An 18,305-nucleotide genomic window follows, 5' to 3' on the forward strand; every position below is an offset into this window, starting at 1 on the left:
CGCCCAAGCTCGCCCGCCATCATACAACATCTGAGGAGGATTTGTCACGCCTTTTTGCCCCATCATATCCCAAGAGACGCATCCCATTGAGGGTGACCAGAAGCGAGGCCCCCATATCAGCCACGATGGCCAGCCAAAGGGTTATCCAACCCGGGAAAGTCATGGCTAAGAAAAGGGCTTTAATGACCAGCGAGAAAGCGATGTTCTGCTTGATGATGCCCAGTGCCTTTCGGCTCAGGCCCATCGCATAAGGAAGCTTCCCCAGATCATCGGCCATAAGAGCGATGTCGGCCGTTTCCAGGGCCACATCAGTACCTGCTGCGCCCATGGCGATGCCCACCGTCGCTGCGGCCAGGGCCGGAGCATCGTTCACCCCATCGCCCACCATCCCCACCTTACCGTAGCGACTGAGCAACTCCTTTACAGCCTCAACCTTCGCCTCTGGCAGGAGTCCGGCCCGATACTCGTCAACACCGGCTTGCTGGGCGATGGCCCGCGTCGTACCCTCGTTATCCCCAGTGAGCATCACCAATCGCTGGATACCGTCCCGCCGTAGCTCAGCGATGGCTGTGCCTGCCCCGGCACGCAGGTGGTCACTCACCCCGATGATGCCCAATAGCTCCTGGGCTGTACCGACCAGAAGAACAGTTTTACCTTCAGATTGAAAACGCTCAATGATCCTCTCAGCTTCGGACGACAGTTTCCCCAGCTCCTGGAACAGGCGGGGGCTGCCAACGTAATATGTCTCGCCGTCCAGAGTTGCCTGAACCCCCTTGCCAGTTACCGCTTCAAAGTCGGTCACCTCGTGGCGGTGATCGCTCCGCTTGTTCACATCGTTGGAGCGGCGAAGCACGGCTGCGGCCAGGGGATGCTCGGAGCGGCCCTCCACTGCCGCTGCCAAGTGTATGATCTCGTCAGCAGCGTACTTCCCCAGCGATACCACATCGGTCACCTGTGGGCGACCCACGGTGAGAGTCCCGGTTTTATCGAAGGCCAGCACCTTGAGCGCACCAGCCGCCTCCAGGTAGGCCCCTCCCTTGATCAACACAGCGGCTCTGGCCGCACTGGCTATGCCAGACACGATAGAAACCGGCGTCGAGATAACCAGGGCGCAAGGGCAGGAGATGACCAAAAGCACCAGAGCACGGTAAAACCAGAACCCGAAGGGTTGCCCGAAGAGAAGCCAGGGGACAAGGGCCAGGGCTACAGCGATAGCGATGACAGCCGGTGTGTAGTAATGGGCAAACCTATCCACAAAACGCTGTGAAGGTGCTTTCTGAGCCTGGGCTTCCTCGACCAGTTGGATGATCTTAGCCAGCGTCGTCTCCCGGTAGGGCTTGGTGACGCGGACCTCGAGATAGCCCCGTTCGTTGAGCGTACCGGCAAAGACCTCGTCACCGAGGCCTTTCTCTACCGGCACTGATTCGCCAGTAACTGACGCCTGGTTCACTACTGAGCTTCCCCCCACCACTTCCCCATCCATGGGAATCTTCTCCCCCGGGCGCACAACCACCACATCGCCAACTTGTACTTCTTCAGTCGCCAAGGTGAGCTCATTATTACCCCGCCGTACCCTGGCTGTGTTGGGGGCGAGCTCCATGATGGCCCGGATAGCACCCCGCGCTCGATCCATTGTGTAACCTTCAAGCGTATTACCCAGGGAGAAGAGGAGAACGACCGTCGCTCCCTCAGCCCATTCACCAATAGCCGCAGCACCCAGGGCAGCGATGGTCATGAGCAGATTCATATCTATCGTCCGACTACGCCAGAGGCTGTAGAGCCCACTGCGAGCGATGAGGTAGCCCCCGAGAACCATCGCCAGGGCGTAGGCCGCCGTACTTAGTAGCGACGAGACCCCAAGCAGAGAGAGGATGAAACCAAGGACGAGGGACAGACCAGAGCCAGCGGTGAGGAGTGCCCGGCGGTTCCGTCGCCAGAAGGGCGCTTCCGCAGCCACAGCCTGTGACGTTTCCGGGCTCGCGCCATAGCCAGTCTGCTCCACCGCCCGTGCTACCTCTTCAGGCACCACCTGGGGAGCGTGCCATACCGTAAGTCTGGCTGCGGCAAAGTTGACTTTCGCCTTGCGCACTCCCGGCATAGCAGCGACGTTTCTCTCGATGGTGAGGGCGCAATCGGCGCAGTCCATGCCGCTGATGCGGAAGACCGAGATGCGCTGCCCGGCCCCAACCATTGCTGAAGGTTCAACCACACGATAGCCTAGCTCCTGGATGCAGGCTACAATGGCTCCCCGGCTTATCTGGTCCGCTTCGTACTCCAGGCGCATCCCAGCCGTAACAGGGTTCACAGAGACGTACAACACGCCTGGAAGACGGGCAATAGCCCCCTCCAGCTTCGCGGCACAGTCAGCGCAATCAATGTCGGTGATGGTTAGCGTCTCATGGATGAAGCGTCGGCTGATACCCGCCCCTAAGTCCCTGGCTAGCCCCTCAAGACGGCTTAAGGAGACCAGGTTGGGATCATAGGAGAGCATAAGGGTCGCTCTCTCCACATTTATCGTGGCAGACTCGACGCCCTTGATCAGAGTCAACGATTCCTGTAAGCGATTGACGCAACGTTCGCATTCCCCATTCTGAGAAAGGATCAGTGGTAGGCTTAAGGTTTTTGTCTCCATATCCTACTATCCGCTCTCCTCACCGTGTCGCAGATGGTCCAGGCAGACATTTAAGAGGGTACGAATGTGCGCATCATCCAGGGAATAATAAACCATCTTGCCCTCACGGTGACTCTTAACCAACCTGAGATTGCGCAGCACACGCAGGTGCTGAGACACCGCCGCCTCTGAAAGTCCCACTATCGCCGCTAGAGCACAAACACAAAGCTCCTGCTGAAGGAGACTGTAAATAATTTTAGCTCGGCTCGAATCACCCAAAGTGCGAAATGTCTCGGCCAGCTGGAAATAGACATTGTCCTCCAGAAGCAGCGCCTTCCCCTTGGCCACCTTAGCCGCATCAATGCTGCGTACCTCACAAATATCTGCTTCCATCTCCCTTCCTACCCTGGAGGCTCCCTCCATTTCTTATCTCCCCCATCTTTATTTCAATAGTTACGCAAATGATAAACTATGTCTGCATTATAAAGCATTGCCGCTAGAAGTGCAACTGTTTAGCTCAAAAACTAGTACCTTGACAAGTGGGGGGAGCAGTAATATAATGTTAATAATAAGATAAGAGTGGAGGCACCTGATGAATCCACCCCTCGAGCCAAGTCCGCTACCCTCCCTGCGCATCTCAGGGGTCGTCCTCAGCAAGCCCCAGCTCATCGAGGCCCTGCGCCTCTACATTCCCAACCTCAGCGACATCCAGGCCCTTGATGAGGGGGAGCGCTTCTACCTTGCCCTTAGGTTTGACCTCTCCCCAGAAGAGGGTGCCTGGCCATAGGGACTTGTCGGTTCGCCTCACTTATATGAAAGGAGCGTGAGCGATGGCCACCTTCAACGAGGATGTCCTGATTAGCAACGACTATACGCTTACTGTCGGTGGAAAGATCTACCTGAATGGGCGGGTGCTCTCCCGCAATAGCGATGGGGACTACCTCTCCCTTTTGGGAAGCGTTACGACAGATGGCAGCCACCTCAACATCTATGGCTCAGCTAATCCCTCCTCTCCCAACGCCATCGAGAACGTGGTGCGTTCGGGTGGCCGGTGGTACATCTGGGCTGGGGCGTTTGTAGCCAGCATTGATACCTCAGGGAGGCTGGCCGTGGGCTATGGGGGGACGAGCATCCCCGCCCTGAGCGATCCTCTGAACGTCTATGGCTTTGGCACGGCGCGGGTGGCCTGGGTGGATGCTGGGGGCAATCTCACGGTGGCGGGGAACCTGGTGCTGGATAACTGGGCCAAGTATGTGGGTGTGCCTGACAATGTGCGGCTGGTCTTCAATAATGGGTTATTGAGCCTCTATGGTGGGGTGGGCAACCCGCTGACGCTGAATGCTGCTGGGGATCTGAGCGTAAGTGGCAAGGTGACTGTGGGCGGGCGAGAGGCAATCAACAGTAGTGGGGCCTGTCTGTACGTTTGAGGATGGATGACCGTGAAGGATGACTAAGTGAAAGCAGCCCAGTTTTGCTATCGCCTCGCTGCAGCAAACGATCAATAAGGCGTAGCAGGTCTATCGGGCTCCAGATCAGTAAACTGTTCTTGCTTGGAGGATGAGCTATGGCCACCTCGTGGACTAATCCCATCGCCCCTGGCAGCCCCGTAAGGGCCTTTGATATCCAGGAGGTCATCAACGCCATCAACAGCAATCGGAGCGCTGCTGGGTTGCCATCCTTTCCGTGGACTGACCCCACGGTTTTGGCTGGTACACCGGTTAAGGCCGTCCACTTCACGAAGATGCGCGCCGCTACACAGGATCTTTGGAACAAGAAAGGCATGGGGCGCATCACCCCCTGGCGGGCCTACGGCCTTGACACACCGGGACAAGAACCAGGACCTGGTAAGCCCATCTATGCCCAAGATTTGCTGGACGTGCGCCGCTGGCTGAACCAGTATGAGGATGCGCCAGCCACGGTGACCGTGAAAACGCTCAAGGGCATGCATATGCCTGCGGGAGGGGGGAGCCAGTTTCGCCAGGTGGATGCCTGGGCCTTAGAGGAGGCCGTTCCCTCCTTTGGGATGCTGGTGGCCCTAAGTCAGGACCAGGACCTGGATGCCTCCTACCAGACGCAGAGCGGCAACAGCGTCAGCATGGCCACAGTCATGAACTGGTATGCCAATAACCGTGGTACCGAGCTCTTCGTCCGGTTGTACCCTGGACCGGGACCAGTGCCACCCAGTGGAGGAAGCTATATCCAGAAGACCTTTTCTCAGGTTATGGACGACATCGTGGCTCTGCGAAATGCAAGGGGAGCGAACTTCCGGCGAATCATCCCGGGCAACGAGCCAAACGCAGATGGTGAATGGCCACAGTCTGGCACTTACCATGACTCGGCGGGTAACTCAGTTAGCTGGACTAACCATTACCAGGCTAATTTCTACAAGGCTATGAATGCCTACTATAAGGAGATTATTGATGAGCTTAATAAGAGGAAGGCAAATGGTCAGGCACCGACTGATATCGAACTCTACTACCCCCCTATGGCTCAGAGCGCCGCAGCGGAGGGTAAAATTCGGTACTGCGATAACGGAGATACCCAACCAGGTACTTTAGATGATGGTAGCATAGGTTACACCCACCTCCAGCAATCCATTGAATTGTATGGCCGTTTCACCTGGCATAATTATTTCTTCTCCTGGCACGCCGCTGAAGGCTGCGTCGCCAACTATTTCCCTCAATGGCTCAAGGATGACTTGTACGTGGCGGGCTTCCCCAGCCGCATCACCGAGTGCGGCTGGTGGCCTGACAACAGGGAACATCGAGATCGGGATAGTAGTGCCGGAACCTACCTCCAATATGACTGCGATGATGCAAATCCGGTCTCAGCATCCGAAGGTACTTACCCACAGGATCTGATCTGGTTCATTACCCAAAGCCGGGCTGGGAATCTGCCGCCAGCTAGTGGCGTGGCCGTCTGGCTCCTGAGCACCCTCGATCCGAAATTTGATCGCCACGTTGCGGTTCGAGATGCCCAAAGGCCCTGGTACCAGAGATTCAAAACATGGCAGCCTTAGGGGGTGGGCTATGCGCCTTGTTAAACCTTTCGTAGTTATCGTCACGGTTCTTGTGGCATCGATACCGCCATTGCATGCGCAGGTTTTCCCTCAACCTGACGCCCGTACTGAGCAGGCACAGGTTCGCCCTGAGCTTGATGCCCGTATCGAGATCGTCTGGCCGCACGACCTGGCAGGCAATGAGGTGCCGCTGACCCAGGCCGATAGAGCCAACGTCAGGGTCTACCTCTTTGAGCGGGGCACCCGAAATGCCTTCTGTCCGGATGAAGCAGGGGGAGTCGGCGTTTTTCTTATGATCGCCGCAAATAACGATGTCCCATTATATCTTAAGGTCCCGGGGGCAGGCACACCTCGCCGGGTGACGCAGGGTAATATATCTTTCTTTGCCTGGGATTTCAATGATGTTGATGTAAGCCTGGCCCGTAACCCAGAGAATCGGCTCTATTTTATCGTGCGCGATTTCGTGTCGGTGCCACCCTCGAAAACTCTGGTTGGGGGGAAGGTCCCTGGATATCTTAACGTAAACAGCAACGTGTGGGCCCATGGGGCAAACGCCCTCACTTTCTTCCCCACTCAGGACGTTCCTACAGGCACTGCCCCCGCACCACCTCCCGGACCATTACCCCGGATAGACCCCAAAATCCAGATCGTCTGGCCGCACGACCGGCAGGGCAGGGAGGCGCCGGTGACACAAGGGGATCTGGTCAATATTGGCGTCACCGTCTTCCACCACGGAACGCTCATCTCGGTGTCACCAGAAGACGCCCGATCCGTACAGCTCTATCAGGGCCTCAACCAGGAGCCGTTGCGGCCCGTGGCTCTGGGTCAGAAGCGCATCGTGATGGCCAGGGGGATCACCTATCCGGTCTGGGAGTTCAATAACATCGATGTCTCAGCAGCCAGAGACCCTCGTAACAAATACTTCTTCCAGGTCAAAACCTCCGGAAGTGAGGGCTCCAACATCTGGGTGCATGGGGCTGATGGTCGCACCTACTTTCCTATCCAGGACGTGCCGGACACTGGCTGCCCGTAGTCCTATCAACGGAGCTCACACAGGTATCAGCTCCTGGGGAGACTACAACGACTACGTGCGCCTCTTAGGCCAACTGGATGGCTATGCGGTGTGGCTTCTGTCTGATGCCACCAACCCTCCACTTTGTGACTATAGTTCTCTACCCGCTGCTCAACTACGAAGCCAGATAGATGACGCCGAAGGATTCGCAGATGGCCGCGATAGCTAAGAAAACAACTACAAACACGTAGATCAGGGCTGTATGTTTGAGCCCAACAACGTAGCCTCCCCAGTAACCTCTAGCACCTACCCCGGCTGGCCGCAGAGCAGCCCTGCCCAAGGCCCAGGCTGCGAGCATAGCCAGAACGTAACCCTGCCCTTCTAGGACAAGTATGACCAGAAAACCAGCCGTCTTAACCACACCAGCCAAGACAACCATAGACAGCAGCACCCCCCAAGCGGTAGCCCGGAAACAGCCCAGGATGATACCAGCGAAGGGTACGATCAAAGATGGTAATGTTATGTAAAGAATGGCTCCCATCGCCAAATTGAACAGGAAGGTCAGCGTGGCGGCCAGAGGGAAGTTACCGCTGAGGTAGGCTTCGGCGACGACCCTGAATGGCATCGTCTTAAACGCCCCGCCGATCTCCCTCAATAAGGAATGCGACAACTGGGTTTGCAGCAATGGGTTAAGGAACAAATAAAAAGCCACCAGGAGAATAAGACTATAATAGAGCACGTTCAAAACCAGGTAGGCTTGGCGGTATTGGGCCACTGTTCGTGTGGCCACCTGGAAGATGCGCCGTAAACTATTCACTCTGTTTACCCCCTCATCCAAACGCTCAGCGAATGGTTATGTGAGCTACACCACTGTCGATCTCCAGATCAAGCCTATTTTGCGCCTGATCATATCCCGGAGAGATATAATAAGCCCCTGACCTGGGGAACCGTCCCTCGTCAACATCAATCGAGCTCAACCCCTCCTTGGATTTGATCCTGGCCGCTACGCCCTTTGGTATCTCTACGGTCAAATCGGCCGCGCCGGCCTTGATGTTGGCCATCGTCTGCCCCGCTTGCTCCGGTAGCCTGATCTCGCCCGAACTAGCACCTACATTAAGACGCATCTTCTGCACGTTCAGTTGCTTGAGATCAAGGTTCATCCGGCAGGCCCCCACTTGAAGCCGTAGATCCAGGGGAAGGCGAGGCGTGAGCTTGACATCCCAATTGGCGGCACCATCCTCAAAAGGCAACCAGACGTCCCTCCGACTGCTGAGACGCAATGTACCCTCGCCAGCTGATGACTGGAACTCTCTGTCTACGCGGCGACCAGGGCCACGTCCCTGGAAATCCCCCTCCATTAGAAGGGGAGACTCATTACTAAGACTAGCGATGGTCAAATCACCAGCCCCAAACCTTATCTCCACCCTCGCCCGTTGTAAGCCGTTTAAGTCCTGGCTCAGATGCTGAACGCCACCTTGACTACCGACCCAACCGACATAGTAATAGCTGGTGTAGAGAAAGGCACCACCGATAGCCAATGCGACTACTACAAGTGCTATTACGGCCATAGTCCAGGGATTGGATCGACCAAAAACCAGCTCCATCCCTAGCAGGATGAGCAGGAGCGGCCAAAGGCGCCAGAGCGTACTCCAGAGACCCCAGGGCAAAAGACCAAGATTTTGCAGAAGAAGGAGCAATCCTAAGACGATTAAAATTAGCGGTCCAACGATATGCCTGCGGGGACCGCCATTGGAAACGTTGTCAGACATCTCTCTAGGCCCTCCTTCGGAAAAGTAGGGCCACGCCGATGGCTACCAGAATTAGCGGCCAGAGCAGATGCCAATTAAACCACCAGAAGAGGTGGAAATTGGACATAAGAAAAACGACCCCCAGAAGGATTAAGATCAGCCCAGCCGTGTAAGCGCCTCGGGTACGCCTTTCAGTGGGAACCCCAGCCTGGCCACCGAAACCAGCCCTTAGCTCCTCCCCAAGTTCCTTGGCCGTCTCTTTGATCTCGGCGATATTCTCCCTGAGTACCTCCCTGGGATGGACCGCGACGCTGGATTCCTCAGGCATGACGATAGCCAGGACGATATAGGCCAGTATACCCGTTCCACCGGCGAGAACGATAAGGACAAAGATAAGCCTGACGAGGGTTGGATCGAGATCAAAATACTGAGCGAGGCCGCCACAAACACCAAAAAGCATGCGGTCAGTCCGGCTGCGGTAGAGTCGCTTTTCCATCGAATATCCTCCTCTAAATTGGCTTCACTTCTTTGAATAGCTCCTCCCCCAAATCCGCCTTCGGCGGATTCAAGGTAGCCCTGCGGGCTTTTTGCACTCTGGGGCACATCCCCAGACCCCTGCCAAAGGGGCGCCGCCCCCTTGGAACCCCCGTTGCAAGGTACAGGTGCAATTATTACACGTCGCATCCACCGTATCAAGTCCGCCTGGCTGGCACCCAGGTTCTATTCACCTCCAGGATATGAATCACTTCCCAACCCCTCTTTTGCAGTTCCGCGGCGATGAAACGGCGGTGGCACTTCCAGGGGAAACGTTCAGCGCACATAACCACCACCCCTCGCTGCGCCGCCTCCTCCTCCAACCGCCGTAACCCCTGTTGAAAGGACCCTGTCGCTGTATAAGCCTCATAGCCACCTGAGCGATAGCCACCCAGCTCCTCCCCTAGATAGAGATAGCTGAGGCCGAATTCAGCCAGCAGGCGGGACAGATTATCCTTCTTGTAGGAGACGATGCGGCTGGTGGGAAAACGCCGCACATCCACCACCACCTCGATGCCATAGCTTTTAAGAAGATGAATGAACTCCCCAGAGTCTCTGGTACTCGAGCCCACCGTGAATATCACTCCCTGCCTAGAACTCATCTTGCCTCCAGAAGGGCTCTAAAACGCAGCGCATCATCGTACATCGAGATATTATTGAACATAGTATAGGTTGCAAACCCTTCGCACCAATCCTTAAGAGTCAGCAGCTCTGCCTCAGAGTAGCGGTGCCGGTAGCCAGGACCACCATGGAGGCGAAAGTACCTGATGCGGCCATATAGAGGCTCACGCTCAAAAGGATCAACCCCATGGATCAGATCCAGTGCTCTACATAGCTCCCCGACCGTCTCATCATCCCACGCACCCCGTGGTTCCCACACAAAGAGACGTCCCTCCCGTTCTATCTCCGTGAAGAAGCATCTCATATTCTCGATATTCTCCATAGATGGCTTGAAGCGGGCCGGACATTGGAAAATGATGACCGAAGCTCCCAGGGCAGCAGCGATCTCCCTTGTCCTCTGCCAGGCCTCTCTCACCACCTCCGTAGGCTTGAAGTGGCCATAATTGTCCGGGTTCTGCGGATGGATTCCTGCCTTACGGTAAGTAGGACTGGTGGGCTCGTGGGTGATGAGCTGCCAGGCCTTCAAGGTGAACTCAAAATCAGCCGGGGCTTGGGCCCGCCAGCGCCGCACCGTCTCCAATTGGAGTGGCTTATAGAAGGTCTGCTGCAATTCCACTACCCTGAATTCAGCGAAGTATTGTGGCCTACCTTTGGGGAAACCACAGCATCCCACCTTAATGCCGTTCATAATAGGGCAGCCTCTTCAACGCTTCCATCTCACTACACATAGCTATTTGGCCCGTGCTACCACCAGCCCCCAGACTGATTTTGCCCCGCCTCTCTTTAAGGCGATAGCGCAAGCATCGAGCGTAGCCCCGGTGGTGCAGACGTCGTCGACAAGGAGCACATCCTGATTGGACAGACGGCGATCAAGACACTGGAATGCTCCCCGCACATTACCCCACCGCTGACTAGCTGGTAGGCTCATTTGAGGTGACGTATCTTTGAGACGAGAAAGACAATCATCCACAATGGGCAGGGCAGCATGTTCACCTAAACAGGCAGTCAAGAGAGCTGCTTGATTATAGCCCCGTTCCTGGAGACGCTTGGGGGAAAGGGGTACAGGAACGATCACAGTGGCGGCTATGTCACTCTCACCAAGGCAAGCCATGAGCAATTCAGCCAACGGGTCAGCTAGATGTTCGGCTCGCCTGTACTTGAAGCGGTGGATCATACGACGCAGGGTATCACCGAAATAGTACTTGGCCCTGATACCATCGATGTGCAGCGGGGATCGCCAACAGGCCGGGCATGTCTGCACCCCACTGGGGCGTCCGCAGTGACGGCAAACGGGCTTTGGTATTTGAGGCAGCGCCTCGCGGCATGCGTCACACAGCCAACTTCCGTAGCGGCCACAACCCTGGCAGCGGGAAGGGAAGAGGAGGTCCAGCAACAGGCCCTGCCAGCCTCGGTGCCTATGCTGTTGGAGAAAGCCGCGTGACCAATATGGCCATCTTTCAAACATACGAGTCCCCCAAACATTATATCACTCTGGGCATCTACCGCTGGGGCTAATTTTACATTTTTTGAGCGCTTGACAAGTGTATTGCTGGTCGCCTATATTACTAATGTAATCCCAAAACAACAAAGCAGCCTAATTCTCCAGGAGAAGCGGGGGAACCACTTCCGGGGTGAATCCTGCCAGAGGGCAGGTAGGGTTTCTCTTTCGACCCGAATCCGTCAGCTAACTTCGCAGGCGTTCAGAAGGAGGAATAGCAGCGGTGAAAAAGACCAGAGGCTATAGCCTCTGGTCTTTTCTGTCTGGTGAGGCTGATTATGGAGGTATCAAAGGTGAACGTATGCTGTTTTCTCGATCAAGAGCTCAGTGACCTACTGGAAGTCGAGGTGAATGATCTCGTCAAGTACAACATAGTTAGTTTCTTGTATAACAACCCTGACACGGTCGGTGATGCCCAATTCTATGCTAAGGCGCTGGGTTTCCATTCTCCCGATCGCACACAATCCGCCTTAGATGAATTGGTTGATTGTAAGATCCTTAAGCGAGGTGGGCCTGGCAGTAGTCGCTCTGCGGTCTATAGCCTATCTGATGATGAGGTCACACGCCGACGTTTGATGAAGCTCTGGGCTGTAGTGCCGGGTTCGCCAGAGCATGCTGAGATACTGCGCCAGTTGGCCTCGCGATCTGTTGATCACGTAAAGCCCAGAGGTAGAAATAAAGATCACCCCACCCCTCCGCTACGTCGTGGTCGGGGTGGCCCCGCATAAGATAATCAAAATTAGAGGTTAGGCAAATGTTTGGAAAGAACCCATCTGAACGAGGGCTCCCTCAGGCGGAGAGGAAACCATTCTATCCCGCATTGATTGTACTTTTAGTACTGGAACTTTTGGCTGCTGGCTGCACCCAATCGGCCGTTCCCCCAACTGGTAAGCCAAGCACACCTACACCAGCCTTGGCAACACCAACTATAATTCCCCTGGCGGTGCCAACAGCCACCAGTACGCCAACCATTTATGTTGTCCAGTCTGGCGATACATTGAGCAGCATAGCCCAAAAGTATAAGGTCACTGTGGGAGCAATCGTCAAGGCCAATCAGATCGAGAATGCGGACCGCATCCAACCAGGGCAGAAGTTGATCATTCCAACGGAACCATAGTCAACTCCTGTAGTGGCCAGGCGTCCCTTCCAGGTCACGACTGTATTTTATCGGTTGGCTTTCTATAGCTCTCTTCTATCCCCAGGGAGAGAAGTCGCCCAAGCAGAGTTTTACAAGCTTTCTATCTTGATCCAGCCCCGTCGTATCGCATAGACCACCGCTTGAGTGCGGTCGTTGACTGCCAGCTTGCGTAGAATAGAGGTGATGTGATTTTTAACTGTCTGATCGCTTATTTTCAGAGCTCTAGCTATCTCCTTATTGCTATTCCCACGAGCGATATAATCGAGAATCTCAATCTCACGAGCAGAGAGCGGGGCGAAGAGTGGTTCTATCTCCTGAGTGAGCATGGCCAAATCACGAAATTGCTTAAGAACGCGTGAGGCGACCGCTGGTTTTGTTAACAAGCTCTCGTTGATTAAGTATTCACCATTGTTGACGCGTCTAAGACCATCGAGAAGTTCATCTGGTTGAACATCTTTGACGTAAAATGCCGCTGCCCCGACCCGGATCGCCTGGAACAATTGTTCCTCATCGTCCTGATCCGTCATTATGATGATCCCTGTTCGTGGTAGATGAAGCTTGATTAACCTGGCCGCCTCGATACCCTGTATGGCCGGCAGGTCGAAGTCCAAAAAGACGACATCTGGGGCGATAGCCCGGGCCAAAGCGACGGCCTGTTGTCCATCAGTGGCCTCACCGACCACCTCGATATCAGGCTCGGACCTGAGCACCCCTTTAATCCCCTGACGGAAAAGCGGACGGTCATCAGCGATCAGGACACGTATCTTCTCCATCCCATTCTTACCCTAAGGGTTCTGGCCCAATTTAACCATCAGGGCCAGGATACACGCCCTTATCTACCAGGCGTCCTTTGTATGTATTGGGAAAGGTCGGGGGACTTATTCTTTCCCCGGCCTTCCCTGTGGTGATGTAGGATCGCTTACAGCCGCGGCCGCAACAGGAGCACCGACCAGCTCTAAGATTGGCCGCACCAGATCTATCGGCAACGGGAATATTATGGTACTGTTCTTTTCCGCGGCGATCTCCGTAAGTGTTTGCAGGTAACGCAGTTGGAGTGCAGATCCCTCCCCCGCAATGATATGGGCCGCCTGGGCCAATTTCTCCGCAGCCTGAAACTCACCCTCGGCATGGATAACCTTAGCCCTCTTTTCTCGCTCAGCTTCGGCCTGGCGGGCCATCGCGCGTTGCATTGTGTCGGGAAGCTCGACATCTTTTACCTCTACCAGGCTGACCTTGATGCCCCATGGTTCGGTTTGTTCGTCAATGATCTGTTGCAGCCTGATGTTGATCTTTTCCCGTTGGGCTAGCAGCTCATCCAGTTCGGATTGTCCCAATATACTGCGCAGTGTCGTTTGAGCGATCTGGAAGGTAGCTTGAGTGTAATCGGCTACCTTTACCACCGCATCTGTCGGGCTGATCACCCGGAAGTAGACTACTGCGTTAACTCGAATACTTACGTTGTCCCGTGTAATCACTTCCTGGGCCGGTATCTGCATAGCTACCACCCGTAGATCCATCTTTTGCATGCGATCTACGAAGGGAATGATGAAGAACAAGCCAGGTCCTTTGGCTCCCATCAGCCGTCCCAGCCTGAAGATGACGCCACGCTCATACTCCTGAACGATCTTGATCGCTGCACTCAGTATTGGTATGACGATGACGACCACAATGACGACGATCCAGGCTAGATCCGCAAGTACTCTCATAGTTTATTCCTCCCTAAAAATATTGGTTAGAGATACCGACAATGCTCCGTTCAAGGGAAACCTTTTCCCGCTTTGCACCTCCTCCTTAAACGTTCTCCTGCTGATCGTTGGGTGGTTCTTTAAGCTTTACGCACGATCACCTTCAATCCCTTGACCCCTACAACCTGGACAGGGGCTCCGCGACCGATCTCCCCTTCCTCAGACAGAGCCTCCCAATGCTCACCCTGGACAAAGACGACCCCCTCTGGCTTCAGGTCGGTTCTGGCTACGCCTCGTGCGCCTACTAAACCCTCATAGCCGGTTACGGCGCGCTGTCGCTGGGCCCGAATTACCTTCCCGATGACGAAGGCGAAGAAGAGTCCAGTGAAGCCCACGACGGCGATGATCACATTCGTGGAGATCGCTATATAGGGTGCCGGAGAGTTGATCAGTAATAGTGATCCCAGTAGTAAGGCGACAATTCCGCCAGCAGTCAGGATACCATGGGCGGTAACGAAAAGATCAGTGACAAACAGGACAAAGGCCAGGATGATCAGAGCCAATCCCGTGTGGCTAAGGGGTAACGTCCCCAGGGCCAGAAAGGCCAGGATCAGACAGATCGCTCCTATTACACCAGGAAAGATGGCCCCAGGATTGGCTAGTTCAAAGATTAGGCCGTTGATGCCCAGGATCAGCAGGATATAGGCGATGTTGGGATCACTGATGGTGTGCAGCAGGTTCTCAATGAAATTCATCTCAATCCAATTAAGACGCGCCCCACGCATATGCAATGTCACGGAGCCTTGAGGAAGGATGACCTCTCGACCATCAATTTTGTTGAGCAAGGCCGTCAGGTCATCGGCCGTCAGATCGATGACTCTCAGGTCGAGGGCCTCTTTTGCTGTGACGGACACACTTTGGCGAACTGCCTGCTCTGCCCACGCTGCGTTACGTCCGCGCTGTTCGGCCAGTCCTTTAATTAACGCTACAGCATCGTTAGTGACCTTCTCAGCCATAGTTTTATCGACCTCACCGCTGATACTGACCGGATGAGCCGCGCCGATATTCGTATTGGGGGCCATAGCGGCTATGTGCGCGGCCATGACGATGAAGGTTCCGGCAGAGGCAGCCCGTGCCCCTGCTGGTGCGACGTAAGCGACTACGGGCACCCTGGCTCTAACTATTGCTTGAATTATCTCGCGCATGGAGACGTCTAGGCCCCCTGGGGTATCCAATTCGATTACCAGGCACTGGGCCCCATCCCTCTCAGCAGTGTTGATGCCTCGCCCGATGTAACCAGCCACGATGGGATTGATGACGCCCTTCACGCTCAAGACATCAACCTGGTTCTCTTCAGCGCTACCTCTAGCAGGGATCAGCAGACCCAATAGCCCCAATAAGATTAAGAACAAGCGCAATTTAGCTGCCGTGGAGCGTATTATCCCCCAGAATGGCATCTTCACCTTTCTAAACTAACCGGCAGTAAGGCCGGTAGACGGTCCGTCTGACCGAGTTTCTGCTGTATCACCGTAACAACATTCTTACGTGGCAGCTTTTGTTGCACCTGGGAAACCATCTCCTTCAGAACAACGACGTCTTTCGTGATCTCCTCAGGGCCGAGCACAACTACAAAGGGGATACTCTTACGTGCGGCGTAGCGCATCTGTTCTCTCAGCTTGTCCGTCTCCAGATATATCTCCGTATTGATACCTGCTTCTCTCAACTCCCGGGCTAAGCGCAGAGATGCAGCGATGGTTTCCTGACTGAAAACCGTTACAAGTACGCTGGTGACCGTCCGCCTGACTGTCTCAGGAATCGTATGTCTCTTCTCTATGACATCAATGAGACGTTCCAACCCGAAGGATGACCCTGTGGCCGGATAATCGCGGGCGCTCAGTATACCTACCAGCTTATCATAGCGTCCACCACCGGTGATGCTCCCGATACGTGGTTCGGTGATGACCGTCTCATAAATCGGACCGGTATAATATTCGAGACCTCTCACCATCGATAGGTCTACTTTATAGTAGTCAGCGGGGATGTTCGTCGCTCGCAGGTAAGTGATGATTTCTTCCAGTTCGTTTAGCCCTTCGAGTCCGCTGGGACAAGCTGCAAGCCTACCCCTTAGCTCGGTCAGAATGGTGGTCGTATCCCCACTGATTTGCAGCAAATCCATCAGCTTAGCGATCGAATGGGGAGAGATCCCCTCACGAGCCAGCTCTCGCCGCACGCCCTCAGGCCCGATTTTAGCCAGTTTATCTATTCCCCGGTAAATGCCAGCGGCTTGGGTCGCCGGCACGCCGGCATATTCAGCCAGCGCATTGAGAATCTTGCGATTATTGATCTTAATGGTAAAGTGGTCGAACCCCAGCCTTCTGAGCCCTTCGTAGATAATACTGATTATTTCCGCATCGGCGAGCACGCTGGGCGTACCGATCGTATCTATATCACATTGCCAGAACTCGCGGTAGCGCCCCTTCTGAGGCTTGTCAGCCCGCCAAACGGGGGCCATCTGGTAGCGCTTGAAGGGTTTGACCAGCTCGGGATACATCGCTACAACTCGAGCTAAGGATACGGTCAGTTCATAACGCAATCCTATGCGACGTCCCCCCCTATCCTCGAACTTATACATGAGCTCATCCGCCTCTTCGCCCGATTTACCCTCTAAGGTCTCGGCATATTCGATGGCCGGAGTCTCCAGTGGTTCAAACCCGTAGCGCTCGAAGAGCTCCTTCAGTGTCCCGATGATGTATTGCCGCAGGATCATCTGTTGAGGAAGAAAATCCCGCGTTCCCTTTAATATTCGTGGCCCAGCCTTCAATCCTTTCCTCCCACTCTTTGACAGTTTCATTATATACTATTTTGCTTTCTTAAAGCAGTGTGCTATACTTTACAAGGTTTGGCCGGTGTCAGCCAAGCCTTGTAGGAGCAACAGAGATATTCTGATAGAAATTTCCTATATCATCTGCTCAGCAAGAATCCAGCCCGCTGGGGAGGCCGTAACAACGGTGTTAACTGCCTATGGTTACATAGCCGTACTGCTTATTATCGCCCTGATCTTTGCCGTTATTCCCTTATTATTATCTTTCCTCATCCGTCCCAAGAAGCCCAATCAGACAAAGCTCTCAACCTATGAGTGCGGATTGGAAACTATTGGGCCAACCTGGGTTCAATTCCGCATTGGCTTCTATTTATATGCCCTTATTTTCGTTATCTTCGATGTCGAGACGGTCTTTCTATATCCATGGGCGGTGGCTTACAATCACCTTGGGGTGTTCGCTCTTGTAGAGATGGCCATCTTTCTCGGCATACTTATTGTTGGCTTAATCTATGCCTGGAGGAAGAAGGCGTTGCTATGGATATGAAACAAGACTCAGCCATAAAGAGCGACAAGGGGGTAGTGGGCAGCAGCGAGGAGCTAGAATGGCCACTTCCCCTGAACATTCTTTTAACCACCGTTGATCACCTCTATAACTGGTCGCGTCGTTCCTCGTTATGGCCAGTCTCCTTCGGACTGGCTTGTTGTGCCATTGAGATGATGGTGACCGGAGCAGCACGCTATGATATCGCTCGCTTTGGAGCAGAGGTGTTTCGCGCCTCTCCCCGCCAGGCCGATCTGATGATTGTGGCTGGAACTGTAACCAAGAAGATGGCTCCAGCCGTGCAGCGCATCTATGATCAGATGGCTGAACCCAAATATGTGATCGCTATGGGCAGCTGTGCTACTTCAGGGGGGACGTTTGCTAGTTCGTACAATGTAATACCGGTTAACGCTATTGTGCCGGTAGACGTCTATGTGCCAGGCTGCCCCCCCCGACCGCAGGCTCTTCTACATGGATTGATCACCCTTCAGAAGAAGATCGATAGGCAGGCTACCTTGAGACAGACTCTAGCGAAGATGGGGGGACGGGACAAAGCGTGAGCATTATGGCTCAAACCTCATTAGCAAAGCGATTGTTTGAACAGCTAACATTGGCTTTCCCAGAAGCACCGCTTGGCTACATCTCGGATAGGATGGCATTCATCCTGGTACCGGCCGAGTGGCTTATTGAGATCTGCCATTTTCTCAGGAATACCCCTGGCTTGGAATTCGATTATCTTGTCAGCGTCACTGGTGTAGATTACCTGGACTACTTTGAGGTCATTTACAATCTGCACTCCATAGGCTTGAATCAGGCCATCGCTTTGAAGGTGAGAGTCGAACGTGATAAGCCTGTTGTTCCCTCTGTCAGCAGCATCTGGTGGGGCGCCGATTTTCAGGAGCGTGAGGTTTACGACCTGTTGGGCATAGAGTTTTCGGGGCACCCAAACCTGAAACGTATCCTGCTGTGGGAAGGCTATCCTGGTCACCCTCTCCGCAAGGATTTCGGTATGCACGCAGAGGAGATGCCAGCTAGCATTCCCGAAGGACTACCTCCCAGGGCGAGTAGGTGATAGAG

21 protein-coding genes and 1 riboswitch are annotated in these 18,305 nt (G+C 54.5%); of the genes, 9 read left to right on the forward strand and 12 right to left on the reverse strand.

The window, feature by feature from the left end; genetic code table 11:
* Nucleotides 1-19: 19 nt before the first annotated feature.
* Nucleotides 20-2,632, reverse strand: coding sequence for a cadmium-translocating P-type ATPase (cadA, locus tag M1136_03080; GenBank protein MCL5074623.1), 2,613 nt, complete (start codon nucleotides 2,630-2,632; stop codon nucleotides 20-22).
* 6 nt (nucleotides 2,633-2,638) lie between these two features.
* A complete protein-coding gene (locus M1136_03085) occupies nucleotides 2,639-3,004 on the reverse strand; it encodes a metalloregulator ArsR/SmtB family transcription factor (protein ID MCL5074624.1) in 366 nt (121 codons plus the stop codon).
* Nucleotides 3,005-3,203: 199 nt separating this feature from the next.
* Between M1136_03085 and M1136_03090 the strand changes: the two genes are divergently transcribed.
* The 4 genes from M1136_03090 (at nucleotide 3,204) to M1136_03105 (ending at nucleotide 6,663) form a co-directional block, all read left to right on the forward strand.
* Complete coding sequence (locus M1136_03090; protein MCL5074625.1) at nucleotides 3,204-3,398, forward strand: hypothetical protein; 195 nt, start codon at nucleotides 3,204-3,206, stop codon at nucleotides 3,396-3,398.
* Between the two features lie 43 nt (nucleotides 3,399-3,441).
* Complete coding sequence (locus M1136_03095; GenBank protein MCL5074626.1) at nucleotides 3,442-4,038, forward strand: hypothetical protein; 597 nt, start codon at nucleotides 3,442-3,444, stop codon at nucleotides 4,036-4,038.
* Between the two features lie 137 nt (nucleotides 4,039-4,175).
* Nucleotides 4,176-5,630, forward strand: coding sequence for a hypothetical protein (locus M1136_03100; protein ID MCL5074627.1), 1,455 nt, complete (start codon nucleotides 4,176-4,178; stop codon nucleotides 5,628-5,630).
* 10 nt (nucleotides 5,631-5,640) lie between these two features.
* Nucleotides 5,641-6,663, forward strand: a complete 1,023-nt coding sequence (locus M1136_03105; protein ID MCL5074628.1) for a hypothetical protein — start codon at nucleotides 5,641-5,643, stop codon at nucleotides 6,661-6,663.
* Nucleotides 6,664-6,817: 154 nt separating this feature from the next.
* On the opposite strand, the gene M1136_03110 is transcribed toward M1136_03105, so the two are convergent.
* From M1136_03110 to M1136_03135, 6 genes are all read right to left on the reverse strand, one after another.
* Nucleotides 6,818-7,459 carry a hypothetical protein gene (locus M1136_03110; protein MCL5074629.1) on the reverse strand — a complete coding sequence of 214 codons (642 nt, stop codon included), beginning with the start codon at nucleotides 7,457-7,459 and terminating at the stop codon, nucleotides 6,818-6,820.
* A 25-nt stretch (nucleotides 7,460-7,484) separates the two neighbouring features.
* A complete protein-coding gene (locus M1136_03115) occupies nucleotides 7,485-8,411 on the reverse strand; it encodes a toast rack family protein (GenBank protein MCL5074630.1) in 927 nt (308 codons plus the stop codon).
* A 4-nt stretch (nucleotides 8,412-8,415) separates the two neighbouring features.
* Nucleotides 8,416-8,886, reverse strand: a complete 471-nt coding sequence (locus tag M1136_03120; protein ID MCL5074631.1) for a PspC domain-containing protein — start codon at nucleotides 8,884-8,886, stop codon at nucleotides 8,416-8,418.
* A gap of 196 nt (nucleotides 8,887-9,082) precedes the next feature.
* Nucleotides 9,083-9,526: a DUF488 domain-containing protein gene (locus M1136_03125; protein ID MCL5074632.1), complete on the reverse strand. Its 444-nt coding sequence runs from the start codon at nucleotides 9,524-9,526 to the stop codon at nucleotides 9,083-9,085.
* A complete protein-coding gene (locus tag M1136_03130) occupies nucleotides 9,523-10,233 on the reverse strand; it encodes a DUF72 domain-containing protein (GenBank protein MCL5074633.1) in 711 nt (236 codons plus the stop codon). The genes M1136_03125 and M1136_03130 overlap by 4 nt, the downstream gene beginning before the upstream one ends.
* Before the next feature lie 42 nt (nucleotides 10,234-10,275).
* Complete coding sequence (locus M1136_03135) at nucleotides 10,276-11,010, reverse strand: ComF family protein (protein ID MCL5074634.1); 735 nt, start codon at nucleotides 11,008-11,010, stop codon at nucleotides 10,276-10,278.
* Nucleotides 11,011-11,126: 116 nt separating this feature from the next.
* Nucleotides 11,127-11,260, forward strand: a riboswitch (cyclic di-AMP (ydaO/yuaA leader).
* A 61-nt stretch (nucleotides 11,261-11,321) separates the two neighbouring features.
* Between M1136_03135 and M1136_03140 the strand changes: the two genes are divergently transcribed.
* Nucleotides 11,322-11,771 carry a hypothetical protein gene (locus tag M1136_03140; GenBank protein ID MCL5074635.1) on the forward strand — a complete coding sequence of 150 codons (450 nt, stop codon included), beginning with the start codon at nucleotides 11,322-11,324 and terminating at the stop codon, nucleotides 11,769-11,771.
* 26 nt (nucleotides 11,772-11,797) lie between these two features.
* Nucleotides 11,798-12,160, forward strand: a complete 363-nt coding sequence (locus tag M1136_03145) for a LysM peptidoglycan-binding domain-containing protein (protein ID MCL5074636.1) — start codon at nucleotides 11,798-11,800, stop codon at nucleotides 12,158-12,160.
* Between the two features lie 110 nt (nucleotides 12,161-12,270).
* On the opposite strand, the gene M1136_03150 is transcribed toward M1136_03145, so the two are convergent.
* From M1136_03150 to hisS, 4 genes are all read right to left on the reverse strand, one after another.
* On the reverse strand, nucleotides 12,271-12,954 hold the full coding sequence (locus M1136_03150; GenBank protein MCL5074637.1) for a response regulator transcription factor: 684 nt from the start codon (nucleotides 12,952-12,954) through the stop codon (nucleotides 12,271-12,273).
* A 105-nt stretch (nucleotides 12,955-13,059) separates the two neighbouring features.
* Nucleotides 13,060-13,887 carry a slipin family protein gene (locus M1136_03155; GenBank protein ID MCL5074638.1) on the reverse strand — a complete coding sequence of 276 codons (828 nt, stop codon included), beginning with the start codon at nucleotides 13,885-13,887 and terminating at the stop codon, nucleotides 13,060-13,062.
* A 119-nt stretch (nucleotides 13,888-14,006) separates the two neighbouring features.
* Nucleotides 14,007-15,323: a nodulation protein NfeD gene (locus tag M1136_03160; GenBank protein MCL5074639.1), complete on the reverse strand. Its 1,317-nt coding sequence runs from the start codon at nucleotides 15,321-15,323 to the stop codon at nucleotides 14,007-14,009.
* Between the two features lie 2 nt (nucleotides 15,324-15,325).
* Entirely contained in the window at nucleotides 15,326-16,687 is a 1,362-nt protein-coding gene (gene hisS, locus M1136_03165; protein MCL5074640.1) for a histidine--tRNA ligase, read from the reverse strand.
* Nucleotides 16,688-16,874: 187 nt separating this feature from the next.
* Here hisS and M1136_03170 point away from each other — a divergent pair, with 187 nt between their 5' ends.
* The 3 genes from M1136_03170 to M1136_03180 all read left to right on the forward strand — a co-directional run bounded on the left by M1136_03170 (nucleotide 16,875) and on the right by M1136_03180 (nucleotide 18,300).
* The gene (locus M1136_03170) at nucleotides 16,875-17,231 is read left to right on the forward strand and encodes an NADH-quinone oxidoreductase subunit A (protein ID MCL5074641.1); all 357 of its coding nucleotides are present in this window, start codon (nucleotides 16,875-16,877) and stop codon (nucleotides 17,229-17,231) included.
* Nucleotides 17,222-17,788, forward strand: coding sequence for an NADH-quinone oxidoreductase subunit B (locus tag M1136_03175; protein ID MCL5074642.1), 567 nt, complete (start codon nucleotides 17,222-17,224; stop codon nucleotides 17,786-17,788). Before M1136_03170 ends, M1136_03175 begins: the two co-directional genes overlap by 10 nt.
* Before the next feature lie 92 nt (nucleotides 17,789-17,880).
* Nucleotides 17,881-18,300, forward strand: a complete 420-nt coding sequence (locus tag M1136_03180) for an NADH-quinone oxidoreductase subunit C (GenBank protein ID MCL5074643.1) — start codon at nucleotides 17,881-17,883, stop codon at nucleotides 18,298-18,300.
* The last annotated feature ends 5 nt before the right edge of the window (nucleotides 18,301-18,305 follow it).

It is taken from the genome of Chloroflexota bacterium, assembly GCA_023475225.1.
In the GTDB taxonomy this organism is placed as follows: Bacteria; Chloroflexota; UBA6077; order FW602-bin22; family JAMCVK01; genus JAMCVK01.

Excerpts from the sequence above, each read along its gene's own strand:
- cadA (MCL5074623.1), bottom strand. The coding sequence starts at position 2,632 with ATGGAGACAAAAACCTTAAGCCTACCACTGATCCTTTCTCAGAATGGG.
- M1136_03085 (MCL5074624.1), bottom strand. The coding sequence starts at position 3,004 with ATGGAAGCAGATATTTGTGAGGTACGCAGCATTGATGCGGCTAAGGTG.
- M1136_03090 (MCL5074625.1), top strand. The coding sequence starts at position 3,204 with ATGAATCCACCCCTCGAGCCAAGTCCGCTACCCTCCCTGCGCATCTCA.
- M1136_03095 (MCL5074626.1), top strand. The coding sequence starts at position 3,442 with ATGGCCACCTTCAACGAGGATGTCCTGATTAGCAACGACTATACGCTT.
- M1136_03100 (MCL5074627.1), top strand. The coding sequence starts at position 4,176 with ATGGCCACCTCGTGGACTAATCCCATCGCCCCTGGCAGCCCCGTAAGG.
- M1136_03105 (MCL5074628.1), top strand. The coding sequence starts at position 5,641 with ATGCGCCTTGTTAAACCTTTCGTAGTTATCGTCACGGTTCTTGTGGCA.
- M1136_03115 (MCL5074630.1), bottom strand. The coding sequence starts at position 8,411 with ATGTCTGACAACGTTTCCAATGGCGGTCCCCGCAGGCATATCGTTGGA.
- M1136_03120 (MCL5074631.1), bottom strand. The coding sequence starts at position 8,886 with ATGGAAAAGCGACTCTACCGCAGCCGGACTGACCGCATGCTTTTTGGT.
- M1136_03125 (MCL5074632.1), bottom strand. The coding sequence starts at position 9,526 with ATGAGTTCTAGGCAGGGAGTGATATTCACGGTGGGCTCGAGTACCAGA.
- M1136_03130 (MCL5074633.1), bottom strand. The coding sequence starts at position 10,233 with ATGAACGGCATTAAGGTGGGATGCTGTGGTTTCCCCAAAGGTAGGCCA.
- M1136_03135 (MCL5074634.1), bottom strand. The coding sequence starts at position 11,010 with ATGTTTGAAAGATGGCCATATTGGTCACGCGGCTTTCTCCAACAGCAT.
- M1136_03140 (MCL5074635.1), top strand. The coding sequence starts at position 11,322 with ATGGAGGTATCAAAGGTGAACGTATGCTGTTTTCTCGATCAAGAGCTC.
- M1136_03145 (MCL5074636.1), top strand. The coding sequence starts at position 11,798 with ATGTTTGGAAAGAACCCATCTGAACGAGGGCTCCCTCAGGCGGAGAGG.
- M1136_03150 (MCL5074637.1), bottom strand. The coding sequence starts at position 12,954 with ATGGAGAAGATACGTGTCCTGATCGCTGATGACCGTCCGCTTTTCCGT.
- M1136_03155 (MCL5074638.1), bottom strand. The coding sequence starts at position 13,887 with ATGAGAGTACTTGCGGATCTAGCCTGGATCGTCGTCATTGTGGTCGTC.
- M1136_03160 (MCL5074639.1), bottom strand. The coding sequence starts at position 15,323 with ATGCCATTCTGGGGGATAATACGCTCCACGGCAGCTAAATTGCGCTTG.
- M1136_03175 (MCL5074642.1), top strand. The coding sequence starts at position 17,222 with ATGGATATGAAACAAGACTCAGCCATAAAGAGCGACAAGGGGGTAGTG.
- M1136_03180 (MCL5074643.1), top strand. The coding sequence starts at position 17,881 with ATGGCATTCATCCTGGTACCGGCCGAGTGGCTTATTGAGATCTGCCAT.